Origin of the sequence: Streptacidiphilus sp. PB12-B1b, from assembly GCF_014084125.1 — a bacterium.
GTDB lineage: Bacteria > Actinomycetota > Actinomycetes > Streptomycetales > Streptomycetaceae > Streptacidiphilus.
Genome location: NZ_CP048405.1, coordinates 3,475,169 through 3,487,514, shown reverse-complemented (window position 1 = coordinate 3,487,514; position 12,346 = coordinate 3,475,169). Strand labels below are relative to the sequence as shown.

Sequence of the window (12,346 nt, the reverse complement as noted above, 5' to 3'; positions counted from 1 at the left end):
GATGGTCAGTCGGGGTTCGGCAGGGCCTGCAGCCTGGTGAGGGCCGTGGTGATCAGTTCGGTCCAGGGCCAGTGGCGGGCCAGACGGAGGATACGCCTGCGGCCGGTGGTGACCAGGCGGGCGGCGGCGGAGAACAGTCGCAGCCGCAGGCGTTTTGGCTCCCAGCGGCGGGCGGTGCCGGTCAGGGCGAGCATCGGCATCCAGGCCAGCAGGTCCAGGGCGATCTGGACGATCTCCAGCCAGATCTGGTTCTGGGCGGCATCGTGCAGGGGCAGGTTGCGCAGGCCGGTGTCGCGGGCCGCGCGGATGCGGTCCTCAGCGCGGGCGCGTTGGCGGTGCCGCAGTTCCAGACGCGCGACAGCGGTGTCCGCGGTGTTGGTGGCGAAGCAGGTCAGGCGCATGCCGTCGGCGTCGGTGAACCTCAACTGGGCTCCGGGGTGGAGGCGTTCCTTGCGCACGATCAGCCGCATTCCGGCGGGCCAGCCCTTCAGGACGTCGCCGGCCAGTTCGGCCACCCAGGCACCGTCGCGGACCTGGCCGTCGGGTTCGACCGCCGGGGTCCAGGCCGAGGCGGGAATCCGCAGGACAGCGTGGTGGACAACCTCGGTGATCGTCATCCCGACCGAGTAGGACAGCCACCGGCCGCGCGCGGTCAGCCAGTTCAGGAAGTCGTGGGTTCCGCCGGCGGAGTCGGTCCGGATCAGGGTCCGCCGGCCGCGCCGGTACTTCTTCGGCAGTTGGGCCAGGGCCATGCGGGTCGTGGTGATGTGGTCGGCAGCGGTGTTGCTGCCTGCGTTGCCCGGCCGCAGCAGCCCGGCCACCGGTTCCCCGGACCCGGCCGCTCCGTGGTCGACGAACGCGACCAGCGGATGGTGCCCGAAGGTCCGCTTCCAGGTCGCCGCGGCGTCCTGCTTGTCGGAGTGTGCCAGGACCAGCACACCGTCGATGTCCACGACCACCTGGCCACCCGCATCGGGGGCATCCGCCCCGGCCAACTTCCACACCCGCTCCCGGACTTCGGCCCTCGCCCGGCGGATCGCCGTCAGCGCGCGGGGGCCGGCGGCGGCCAGGGTGTCGACCAGCCTGGAGACGGTGGGACCGGAGGCCACAGGCCCGAACACCTGAGGCTCGGCCCGCAGCATCGCCACATCCGACAGGCAGTCCCCGCCCAGTGCCACCGCCAGGGCGAGGTCCAGCAGGACCTTGCCCGGATCGTGCACCGCCCGTGGCTTGCGCCACGGCGTCAACGCCGCCGATATCGCCGTATCCAGCCCGGCCTTGCGGGCCGCCTCCACCAGCAGCACACCGCCGGCTTGCGAGACCACCCCGCCTCCGTCGCCCTGGACGCGGACACGCGGATACCACCCGATACGCTTGTTCACCTGGAGAGTGCTTCTTTCCTTGCAGCTGACAGGACCCTCGACAAGTCCCATCGTTGCAGGTCAGCAGCACTCTCCACTTATTTGATCAAGACCCGGACAAGCCCACTCGTGAAAGCGCGAGGCTAAAGGCTGTCTCGTAACTCTGTGGGCCGGGTGTCGTTGGTCTGGGTGTGCAGGTGTTGTCGGCGGAGCGTCGTGAGCTCATCGAGGTGTTCACCGGGTTGCGCCCGGCCCAGTTCCGACGTCTGGTCCAGGCGGTGAAGTACCGAGGTGGCCGGGCACTGGACCCGTCCAGGCCTGGGCGGCCCTGGGCCTTGTCGCTGGAGGACAGGGTGCTGCTGGTCGCGGTCTACTACCGGACAAACCTGACGATGCGCCAGCTCGCTCCACTGTTCGGGGTATCGCCTGCGGCCGCGCACCGGATCATCGACCGACACAGCCCGTTGTTGGCCCTGGCCCGCACCCGCCGCCACCCCAAGGCCGATGAGATCGTCATAGTCGACGGCACCCTGGTGCCCACCCACGACCGGAGCATCGCCGCACCTTCGAAGAACTACCAGCAATCGGCGAACCTGCAGATCCTGATCGATGCCCATACCCGTCTGGTCCTGGCCGTCGGCAGACCGCTGCCTGGCAACCGCAACGACGATGGCGTCCCTTGTCGTGGTGTAGCCGATCAGGGTGGGGTGGTGCGCCGGGGGCGTGTGCCCGGGTAGCTTCCGCTCCCTGTCGACAGGGTGGGCCACCGTGCAACTCTCCGTTGTGAACGGGCAGTTCAACGTGGGAGGTGCAGGGTGGCCCTGTCTCAGCATGACCTACTCCGGCTGCTGGAGTCACTACGTTCGGCAGACGGCCTGGAACTCGTCCGCTCGGTGGCCGAGCGGATGCTGCAGGAGCTGATCGAGGCCGAGGCCACGGCCAGGATCGGCGCCGAGTGGAACGAGCACACCGACGCGCGCACCGCTCTTCGCAACGGCCACCGCGACAAGACGCTCACCACGCAGGCCGGCGACCTGGGGCTGGGCATCCCCAAGCTGCGGTCGGGCAGCTTCTTCCCCGTGCTGCTGGAGCGGCGCCGCCGGATCGACCAGGCCCTGTTCGCGGTCGTGATGGAGGCCTACGTCCACGGCGTGTCCACGCGGTCGGTCGACGACCTGGTCAAGGCCCTGGGCTCGGACACCGGGATCTCCAAGAGCGAGGTCTCGCGGATCTGCAAGGACCTGGACGGCCAGCTGTCCGCGTTCCGCCGGCGGCGGCTGGACCATGTCCGCTTCCCCTACGTCTACCTCGACGCGACCTACTGCAAGGCCCGCGTCGAGCACCAGATCGTCTCGCGGGCAGTGGTGATCGCCACCGGCATCACCGAGGACGGCGGCCGCGAAGTGCTCGGCGTGATGGTCGGCGACAGCGAGAGCGAGGCCTCGTGGACCGCCTTCCTGCGCTCCCTGCGCGAACGCGGCCTGGACGGAGTGCGGCTGGTCATAGGCGACCACCACCTCGGGCTGGTCGCAGCGATCCGCAAGGTCATGCTCGGCGCCGGCTACCAAAGGTGCAGGGTTCACTTCCTGCGCAACGTCTTCAACGTGATCCACAAGGACGCCGCCGAGATGGTCGCCGCGACGATCCGTACGGTCTTCGCCCAGCCCAATGCCGGCGGGGTCCGCAGCCAGCTCGACACCGTCGCCGACATGCTCGGCAAGCAGTTCCCCAAGGTCAAGGAGATGCTGCTGGAGGCAAAGGACGACCTGACCGCGTTCGCGGCCTTCCCCGAGCGGCACTGGAAGAAGATCCAGTCGACCAATCCGCTGGAGCGCATCAACCGCGAGATCAAACGACGAACCGACGTCGTCCAGGTCTTCCCCAACGACGACGCCCTGCTCAGGCTCGTCACCGCCGTGCTGTTCGAACTGCACGACGAATGGATCGCCTTCCCCCGCCGCTACCTGCCCGAAGGCAGCATGGAAGTGCTCTATCCTGCCGAGCTCCCGGAAGGCGCCCCCGCGCTACCCAACACCACCGATGATTGATCGGCTACACCACACCAAGGGACGCGATCGCAACGACTGCCAGGCATTCGCCGAGTCCGGTATCGACACCGCCTGCGGCGAAGCGATCGTGCTGGCCGACGGCGCCTACCGCGGCACCGGCACACTCATCCCGCACCGCCGACAACCAGGCCAGGACCTGCCCGACTGGCAGAAGGACCACAACCGCTCCCACCGTCGAGTACGAGCACGCGTCGAACATGCCATCTCCCGGATGAAGAACTGGAAGATCCTCCGTGGGTGCCGACGCAAAGGACTGGCCGTCTACTGGGCCGCCAGCGGCATCGCCCGCATGCACAACCTCGCCCTGACCGACTGAGAGCGCAGCCGAGGGCAGACACCTGGCAGCATCTCGCCAACCGAGTTACGAGACAGCCTTTAGCTCACCCCGATCCCGCAGCCAGGGCCGACGGCCAGGTGTGGGGCCAGGGGGCGCAGCCGATGGCGCCAGCCGCCTCTTCGCCCAGCGGCCGACGCGCCGGGACAGGCAAGGCCGAGGCCCTGGCAGCCCTATGCCTGGCCGCCGGCGTGCGGGACGCGCGGGAGGCACGGTTGATCGACGCAGCCCGTGCGGCGGGCACCACGTGGGCCGAGGGTCTGAGGCATCCTCGGCATGACCTCCCCGCGGGCGCTGGAAGCAGAAGGGCTGCAGGGTCCGGCGGACCAGGACTCGGAACATCGCCGCCGGGCGCGGCAGCAGGCGCCAGGTGCCGTCTTCGCCCTGCATCGCGTGGGACCATCCCCGCGCTCGGGGAGCAGAGCCGCTTGACCAGCGCGCGGCGCACGGCCGGGTGACCATCCCCGCAGGCGCGGTGAGCAGGTGCCGCCCGCGCCACCGCTGTTCGCGGCCTGGGGACCATCCCCGCGTCCGCGGGGATGCCCCCGCCTCGCCGGTGTCTCGCAGGTCGTGCTGCGCCTGCTCCCCGCGGTCCAGCGCGGCCTCCGCGCCCAGGGCGATGTCCGCGCCCGCCCGGTGCCGGCGGCACCTTCTACCTGCAGCAGAAAATCGCCGAAACCACTGGACTCGGCTGAGCCGGAAGCCAGCCACGGCGACCAGGTCGGCCGTCTGCGCGAGAACGGGGCCCAGCTGCTCTCCGACGGGCGTGTGAGCGCCGTCACCCCTGGCCTTCGTGCGTTTGGTCTTGCCCGTCCAGGCCCGCGCTCCGCGTCGGCGGGCGGCCTCGCGGGCGGAGTACAGCGCCCCCCGGGCAGGCCCGCTCCCGACATCACCGGCTCCTGCTGCATCCTGGCCGCCGTTCTGCCGGTCGACGTCGATGTCCTTCCGGTCGTGGTTCTCGCTCATGCTGCCCCCAGCCGTTTTGCAGGATCAATTTGGTACTCCCGGTCTTGGTCGTACGGCACCAGGAACTGGCAACGGCGGGATGGCCAGCCGGTCTACGAGCGGTTGCCGGCATTCCAGATGTAGACAGCTGTGGTGCCTCCGCCGTACCAGGACTGAGGACCGACCTCAGCTGTGAGCGTCGGGTATGTGCGTATGGCCCTCTCGACCTCGGCGAGCGCCACCTGCGTGTACGGCTGGTTGAAGACCAGGGCGGGCCCGCCCGCATCTGGACGTAGACGTTCGGGCCGTAGGGCCAGCGCACTCCATCAGTGCCGCGGGTGAGCACGCCGCGGGCCCGGCTGTCCAGGGAGTCGATCAGATCTCGCTGGTCGGCGCTCTGGCAGTGTCGGCACCACCACTGTGCTGCGCCGATCCCCGAGCCGAAGAAGAGTCCTCCTCGTCGGGACTGTCCGCACCCTTTGCAGTCGTACATGGTTCTGCTCCCTCCCTTCTCGTCGGCCCGGTTCATGGGGCCCAGTTGGTTGGGAGACGGGCAGGGGCCGGGGCAACGCAATGTCATGACATCGAGCGCCGGTCCGGCGGTCATCCATGAGCTCTCGTCGGTACCAACGAGCGCACAGTGCCACCGTCACGGGCCAAGCGACCATCCCTGCGGCTGCGGCGCCGTGAGAGCTCGACGTGCGGCTGGCAAATCGCACCCTCGCCAGTGCCGTGGGTGGGGTGCTCGGTGGGTACCCCTTCGTTGCCGCCCAGGTCACACAGGTGCGTGGGTCGGCCGGCAGGAACGCGGTGGCGGGGTGGTTCATGCCCAGTACTGGTACTTACGTACCCGGCTGCGGGCCGCGTCCGCGCTGACGCCGAGGGCTTCACCCATGGTCTGCCAGGACACGTCGGCCTCAAGGTTGAACACGGTCTCCAAGCCCGCATGGCCGGTCAGGCGCTCCAGCGCGGCTACGACCCGCAGAGCGGCAACGGGGGCGTCGGCGGCGAGGTTGGCGATCCTGTCCTGCAGGCGCTGCAGCAGCTCGTCCACGTCGTCGGGGATCGGGACGGTTCGGGCCTCGACCTGGCGGGTGTGTCGGCCCAGTCCTCGACTGGCCCGGGGGTGTCGGCGAAGCAGGGCTGCTCACCCAACTCGGCCAAGTCCAGAGGGGTGTAGCGTCTCGCCGCGCCAGCCGCAGGAGCAGCCGGCTCGCAGGTGGGTGGCGAGGGGAGAGTTGAGGGTACCGTTGTACACCCACCACTCGCTGGTGCGGTGGACGTGGGGGCCACTGCCGGTGTCGAAGACCGCCGGCATGGGCTCCGTGCCGTCCGCGAGGACGGCGACCGCCCGGTCTTCGTGGTGCGCACCGAACTCCTCGACCTGCCAGCCGTTGCCCATGGGATCCTCCGTCGTCGTGGTGACGGATCCACGATGCCCGAGCACCCTGGGCGACGGCAGGCCAATCACCCGAACGAGGGGCAGTCGCGATCTCACGGGCCGGGCTGCGTTCTCCCCGGGCTGGGGTGCCGGCGCCAGGGACCGTCGACAGGGTCCGTGCTGCGCCCGTCGGGGATCCCGCCTTCGCAGAGCAGCGCCCGCCCGTGCCATTCCTCGCCGAACGCGACCACCAGGGACGGGTCAGCCTCTTCCTCTTCGTCGTCCTTGTCTTCTCTGCGGCTCCACAGGGAGAGGTCGACAGGGTGTCCGCAGGCGGCAGCGGAGAAGTAGCCCCACCACTCGGGTGCATCAGGCCCGGTGTGGAACCAGATGCCCTCGCGGGGCAGCCAGAACGGCGGGGTGCGGTCGGCCGCCGGCGTCGTGGAAGGTGACCGATTCATAGGCCCACGGGACTTGGAGGTGGTCGGAGAACACCGACCACCTGGGATCCAGCTCCGTGCGGAACTGTGTGGTGACCACTTCGGACGCCATGATCTCTTCCTTCGTGGCCGGACTGCCTGCCAAGGATCAAGCTGGCACGCACCCCCACCGCGCCACGGTCACCGGATCGGCCCAACGGGTGCGCCCGACAGGAATACCGCCAGGCCGGGGCTCTGACGCCGCCGGGCAGTAGGCACACCGCCCGGGCCGGTCAGCCTGGCGTCCGGGTCGACCGGTCCGGCGACGGCACCCGTCAGCACGGCTGACCCCAGGTCACTGATGCTCGGGGGGAAAGTGCCGCTCGAGGATCTCGGTCCAGGTGGGCAGCACGACGAACGTGCCGCGGTCCAGGGGATCGGCCTGCGCCTGGACCAGGTCGGTCAGCGCCGCGACGAAGGTTCCTGCGCGCTCTGCGCTCGGTCGTGGTTGTCGCCTACCTGGAGGCATGACCATGGAGACCGCCTTACCGGCCGCCCTGCCGCACGGCGAGGTGACCTCGATCCGGTCGCTGCCCCGGCAACTGTGCGACGAGGGCCAGGTCCTCACTCTCGTCGGCCCGCCCGACCCCGACGGCCAGGCCACCTACTGGGGCGACCTGTGCCCCGTCCACGCCAACGCGGGCCTGGACGGCGGGCCTGGCACCCGCTGACCCGTCAGCTCCCGTCCGAGCAGCAGGTGCTGTGCGAGGGGGAGAGCAACACGTGGTCGGCCCGACCGCTGCTGCCCTCCGGGACCGGGCGCCGTTATGCGATCGCGGTCGACCTCTGCGCCTCCATTTCCTGGCGTAGAAGGCGGTGCGGGGCACCCCCGAACTCGGCTGCCAGGGTGCGCAGGTCGCACTTGCCGCCGGGCGGCCTCGAAGCAGTCGGTCTATCGCCGCCCGGACCGAGTCCTCGTTCTGGTTGCGGGCGCGCCTCCGTTCCGGTTGCCCCGTTCCGCAGTCGGGTGCAGGCGCCCCGCTATGATCCGTACTGCGCGAGCAGCTCGCCCGGCACCTCAACCGAATGACATTGCAGCGGCGCTGCCTGCGCCCCGGTCAGTCCCATTCCCAGCGAAGCCCGTACATTCCCGGCGGCAAATCCGATAGAGCAAGGTGGACGCTGTTGCTGTTTCCTATCCAGAGTGGACCGAGATTCCGTTCCGGAGTCTCCCGGCGCGGCGAGTAAAAGCCCTCGCATTTCGCCGGAATCGCCTCCGGGTGGAACTCGACCTCGATGACAAGGACATCGGCCGGTCGGTAGAGCGAGTGCCTGGTGTAGTTCTGCGGACTGGATTCCACGGCCCTGTAGGAGGAGAGGTACTCGACGGTCGCGGTGTCGCCCCGATTGAGCACCCGGTCGAGTATGAATTCCGCGACCGAGTAGCCGGACTGCGGATCCGACCGCATACGTCCGAGCCTGACCGCGTGCACAGCCTCAAACCGGGTCGGGGCGCCGTCGGTGCGCATCACCGCGATGATCCGGTCCACCCCGTCCACCTCGGCCCGGACCACCTTGCGGACCCGGGTCCGTCCGAACGTCCTTGCTGCGGTGACCTGTTCATGCACATGCGTGTAGACCGTGGACACGGCCCACAGTCTCCGCCGGGCATCCTCCTCCACGGCCGTCAGGGTGCGGTTGAGCCTGCCGGCCGCGGGCCACAGCGCGCTGGTCGGCACCGGATCGGCAGCGGCGGCGGTCCAGCGCCCCCGCGCCCGAGGTGGCCCGAGCAAGGCCATCAGGGTGTTGGACGGCAGTCCGAGGATCTCCTCGAGCAGGGATACGGCCCTCAACGACTCTGCCCGCTCAGGACGATTGCTCCCGCGCTGCCAGTAACTCAGGGCCGCTGGGCTCAGGGTGACGCCGCGCTCGGCGAGTCTGCGGCTGACCCGTGCGAGGCTCAGGCCGCTGTGGTCGATGGCCGTGCGCAGGGCCTCGCCGAAGGGACCGACGCGGAAGGCCGTCGCGGCTTCACTCTGGGGTCGATGGTGCTCGGGCATCGGGGTGCGCCCTCTCTGGCGAGGAACAGGAGGTACCGCGGCCGCTGACTGCTTTCGACGCTGACCGCTTGGCGATCGGGCCAGCCGGTTCGGGTCCCGGCTGGGGACCGAGCGGGCCGTTGGTGGCAGACGGTAGCCGGTGGCGGCAGAGAACTGTCAAGAGCCGCAACTGAATGACCAGGGATTGGCCGCGCCGATGCAGGAACGGGACGGTGGGCGGGCCTTCCGTCAAGGGAGTCGACTGGGCCCCGGCGGGACCTTGACCGGCCTTGTGGGAGCGCGGATACATTCCTCCCACGGTCGTCCGAAACGGCCGAAGCGCAGCCGCGGCAGAGCCGGAAAAGGCCCGGTGCCGCATCCTCCACGGCGTTCGAAGGAGAATGATGACGTTACGTCACAGGCCTATGGCGAAGCCAGGATTCACGGTGGGGGCGTTCGGGGCGGGGGCGTTCAAAGCACTGATGGTCGCGGCGCTGAGCGCTGTGCTGGCCGGAGCCGGGGTGGCGGTGGCGGCCACAGGCGGGACCGCGCCGCCGCCCGACTACAAGCGGGTCGGCTCCGAGCCGCGCAACCTGGACCAGCTCAAGGCCCAGATCAACGCCTACTACAACGGCTACACGGACGCCTCCGGGAACTACCACATCGGCCCCCACAGCCAGTGGGAGACCGACGTCGCCAACCAGATCGCCAAGGCCCAGGCCTATCTGGAGCAGCGGCTCGCCCACCATCGGCTGCGGATCCCGGCGATCATGTTGGATATCGACGACACCTCGCTGTCCACCTACCCCGTCCAGGCCGACTTCGACTTCGGCGGCGGCGCGGACGCGGCCCAGGCCGACGCACACGCCAACGCAGATGACACCTACCCGGTGATCGGGCCCACGCTGGAACTCGCCCGGTGGGCCCACGCACACGGAGTGAAGGTCATCTTCATGACCGGTCGGCACTCCAACCTGACCACGGTGACCCGCAACCAGCTCACCGGGCTCGGCTACCCCATCGACGGGCTCTACCTGCGGCCGAGGAGCGACCCGCCGTCCTACCTGCCCTGTGGGACGAGCTGCACGGCGATGCCGTTCAAGTCGAACACCCGCAAGTACCTGGAATCGCAGGGCTACGACTTCATCGTCGCCATCGGGGACCAGGTCAGCGACTATGCGGGCGGCTACGACGACCGGGGCTACAAGCTGCCCAACCCGATGTACAACATCCCCTAGAGCCGTAGTCCCCGCGATCCACCCCCCGACACCGACAGCGTCCGTATTGTCATGGACGTGACATATTTTCGGCAAAGGAAGCCCTCATGCGCACCAACGCCCTCATACGCTCCCGGATCCTGTGGTCCGCCGTCAGCGCCGGCGCGCTGGCCGTCTCCGCCTTCGCGGCCACCGCCCAGGCCGGCACCACCCCCACGGCCCGGTCCGCGCAGACCCCCCTGGCCTGGCACCAACTCTGCGCCGCACCCGGCACCGCTCAGGCATCCTGCGACGTCCTGCAGGTCAACCACCCCGCCGAACGGGTCGCCGCGTTCGGCGCCACAGCCAACGCCTCCCCCTCCGGCTACGGGCCGTCGGACCTGCGCAGCGCCTACAACCTGCCCGCCAACGGCGGCTCGGGCCAGACCGTCGCCGTCATCGACGCTGACGACGACCCCGATGCCGCCAGCGACCTCGCCACCTACCGCCAGCAGTACGGACTCCCGGCCTGCACCACCTCCAACGGCTGCTTCAGGAAGGTCAGTTCCAACGGCAGCAGCACCAGCCTGCCCACCAAGGCCAGCGCCGACCAGGGCGCGGAGGACTCGCTCGACCTCGACCTGGTGTCCGCCATCGCCCCCGGCGCCCACATCATCCTGGTGGAGGCATCGGGCGGCGGCGTCTCCAACATGGGCGCGGCCGTGAACGAGGCGGTCAAGCTCGGCGCCAAGATCGTCTCCAACAGCTACATCTGGAAGCAGACCTCCTCGGACCCGACCTACGACAAGGACTACTACGATCACCCGGGCGTCGCCATGGTCGCCGGAAGCGGCGACTGGGACTACCAGTGGGGCGTCGGCTACCCGGCCAGCTCCCCCTACGTGACCGCAGTCGGCGGAACCTCGCTGGTCAAAGCCTCCAACTCGCGCGGCTGGAACGAGACCGTGTGGAACACCAAAGCAGGCGAGGGGACCGGGTCGGGCTGCTCGGCCTACGAGGCCAAGCCCTCATGGCAGAAGGACACCGGCTGCACCAAGCGCACCGAGGCCGACGTCTCCGCCTCCGCCGACCCCGACCACGGCGAGGCCGTGTACGACAGCTACCAGGAAAGCGGTTGGGGCGTCTACGGCGGAACCAGCGCCGCCACCCCGATCATCGCCGGCGTCTACGCGGACGCCGGGACACCGACCGCCGAATCCAACCCGGCCTCCTTCCCGTACGCGGACTCCAGCGCTCTCAACGACGTGACCAGCGGCAACAACGGCAGCTGCTCCCCTGCCTACCTGTGCACGGCAGAGGTCGGCTATGACGGCCCGACCGGCCTCGGCACCCCGAACGGCACTGCAGCCTTCCACAGCTGAGCCACGCAATACCCCTGCGCCAACGCCGACCGGCCCATGGAACCAGGGGTTCCATGGGCCGGTCGTGGAGTGAACAGGACGGTCCGGTCCGGGGGCCGTGCAGCTGGCCCCGCCCCAGGTGTCCGTGCGCTTGCCCGATGGCCGGCGCTTGCGGGCCGCGATGCGTGCCCGACGCCAGGAGGCCGACCGTTCGTGGTGGGCGCTCGTACTCGTCACCTTGATCGTCCAGCACGAGAGGGCCGAGGGCCGGCTGACTGCCGAACCAGAGCCGGTAAGTTTCTGGGCGCCGATGGCTGACGGCGTGGTGACCCCGATCGAGGGCGGGGACTCCAGCGAGGTCTCCACCACCCGGCACCGGTAGCTGCTCCGCGACCGGGCCCGCCGGCTGCGCGAGAACCGGCTGCGCGGCGGCCGACAGCCAGACGGGGGAACCCCCGTGATCGAACCGGCGAGGCAGAGACAGAGCGGTGGCCTGTCGCGACCGGTGTGCCGGATGCCCGGCCGCCGACCTGCCCCGGCACGCGCCCGACGGTCTTCGGCCCGGACCGGGTGGAGCTGGACCTCAAGCTCCGCACCAAGGTCACTCGTGGCGCCGGCAGCCCGGCCGCGGCACTGGCGATGGTGTTCAAACTGGTGGAATCCGCCCAGCCCAGGTGGCGGGCCATCACCGGGGCACACTTGGTGTCCCTGGTTCGCGCGGGTGCCCGCTTCGAAGGCGGTCAGCTCGTGGAGAGAAAGAAGTTGGTGGCCAACCCGGAACCCCTCACTGCGGACTTCGACCACCGCGAGATCGTCGCGGCAACCCCCGTCCAGCAGCCCCGCTACGTCGACATCGCCGATGAACGCTGGGACGAGAACGCACACTTCATCGCCGCCGCCCGCAACACCATGCCCCTCCTCGTCGCAGAAATCAGACGCCTACGCCGCCAACTGGATGACGCCCTCGGGAAAGACGATCAAGACGTGAAGTGATCCACAAGTCTTGACTATTGCTCGTTCGGTCTGCGCCGGGTCCGGCAAGCAGCAGGACCTGATCTCCGCGCTGGCGATCGCCGGCCGCGCGAACACCTTCATCGCCGGGCACGTCCCGGGCGAACTGGTGGAGCACCTGCCCCAGCTCGCGGCCCACTACCAGGTCCCCGTCGACCAGGCCCTGCGGCTGCTGGCCGGCGGCATCCTGCCCGCGACCCGCGCGGTCGATCTGGAGATCCGCGACCACC

10 protein-coding genes and 3 pseudogenes are annotated in these 12,346 nt (G+C 69.6%); 8 read left to right on the top strand and 5 right to left on the bottom strand.

Annotated features, from left to right (window positions below):
* Positions 1-5: 5 nt before the first annotated feature.
* Positions 6-1,382, bottom strand: a complete 1,377-nt coding sequence (locus GXW83_RS15675) for an IS1380 family transposase (RefSeq protein WP_182443690.1) — start codon at positions 1,380-1,382, stop codon at positions 6-8.
* Positions 1,383-1,552: 170 nt separating this feature from the next.
* Here GXW83_RS15675 and GXW83_RS15670 point away from each other — a divergent pair.
* The 3 genes and pseudogenes from GXW83_RS15670 to GXW83_RS15660 all read left to right on the top strand — a co-directional run.
* Positions 1,553-2,029: pseudogene (locus tag GXW83_RS15670) on the top strand (transposase family protein); the annotation flags it as partial.
* A gap of 147 nt (positions 2,030-2,176) precedes the next feature.
* Complete coding sequence (locus GXW83_RS15665) at positions 2,177-3,409, top strand: IS256 family transposase (RefSeq protein ID WP_182441323.1); 1,233 nt, start codon at positions 2,177-2,179, stop codon at positions 3,407-3,409.
* Positions 3,402-3,746 carry a transposase family protein gene (locus tag GXW83_RS15660; protein ID WP_182443688.1) on the top strand — a complete coding sequence of 115 codons (345 nt, stop codon included), beginning with the start codon at positions 3,402-3,404 and terminating at the stop codon, positions 3,744-3,746. Before GXW83_RS15665 ends, GXW83_RS15660 begins: the two co-directional genes overlap by 8 nt.
* A 1,786-nt stretch (positions 3,747-5,532) precedes the next feature.
* On the opposite strand, the gene GXW83_RS34085 is transcribed toward GXW83_RS15660, so the two are convergent.
* From GXW83_RS34085 to GXW83_RS15645, 3 genes are all read right to left on the bottom strand, one after another.
* Positions 5,533-5,763, bottom strand: a complete 231-nt coding sequence (locus GXW83_RS34085; protein ID WP_225447012.1) for a hypothetical protein — start codon at positions 5,761-5,763, stop codon at positions 5,533-5,535.
* Positions 5,764-6,203: 440 nt separating this feature from the next.
* Positions 6,204-6,551: a hypothetical protein gene (locus GXW83_RS15650; RefSeq protein WP_182443687.1), complete on the bottom strand. Its 348-nt coding sequence runs from the start codon at positions 6,549-6,551 to the stop codon at positions 6,204-6,206.
* A 313-nt stretch (positions 6,552-6,864) separates the two neighbouring features.
* Complete coding sequence (locus tag GXW83_RS15645) at positions 6,865-7,044, bottom strand: hypothetical protein (protein WP_182443686.1); 180 nt, start codon at positions 7,042-7,044, stop codon at positions 6,865-6,867.
* On the opposite strand from GXW83_RS15645, the gene GXW83_RS15640 reads away from it, so the two are divergent.
* Positions 7,043-7,240 carry a hypothetical protein gene (locus GXW83_RS15640; RefSeq protein ID WP_182443685.1) on the top strand — a complete coding sequence of 66 codons (198 nt, stop codon included), beginning with the start codon at positions 7,043-7,045 and terminating at the stop codon, positions 7,238-7,240. The two genes, GXW83_RS15645 and GXW83_RS15640, sit on opposite strands and share 2 nt — an antisense overlap.
* Before the next feature lie 387 nt (positions 7,241-7,627).
* Here GXW83_RS15640 and GXW83_RS15635 read toward each other — a convergent pair whose 3' ends face one another.
* Complete coding sequence (locus GXW83_RS15635) at positions 7,628-8,569, bottom strand: hypothetical protein (protein WP_182443684.1); 942 nt, start codon at positions 8,567-8,569, stop codon at positions 7,628-7,630.
* Positions 8,570-8,973: 404 nt separating this feature from the next.
* On the opposite strand from GXW83_RS15635, the gene GXW83_RS15630 reads away from it, so the two are divergent.
* The 4 genes and pseudogenes from GXW83_RS15630 to GXW83_RS15615 all read left to right on the top strand — a co-directional run.
* Positions 8,974-9,786 (top strand): HAD family acid phosphatase, encoded by an 813-nt coding sequence (locus GXW83_RS15630; protein WP_182443683.1) that lies wholly within the window; start codon positions 8,974-8,976, stop codon positions 9,784-9,786.
* Between the two features lie 86 nt (positions 9,787-9,872).
* Positions 9,873-11,126 (top strand): S53 family peptidase, encoded by a 1,254-nt coding sequence (locus tag GXW83_RS15625; protein ID WP_182443682.1) that lies wholly within the window; start codon positions 9,873-9,875, stop codon positions 11,124-11,126.
* Between the two features lie 561 nt (positions 11,127-11,687).
* Positions 11,688-11,858: pseudogene (locus tag GXW83_RS15620) on the top strand (IS256 family transposase); the annotation flags it as partial.
* Positions 11,859-11,897: 39 nt separating this feature from the next.
* Positions 11,898-12,098, top strand: a pseudogene (locus GXW83_RS15615) (hypothetical protein); the annotation flags it as partial.
* Between the last annotated feature and the right edge of the window lie 248 nt (positions 12,099-12,346).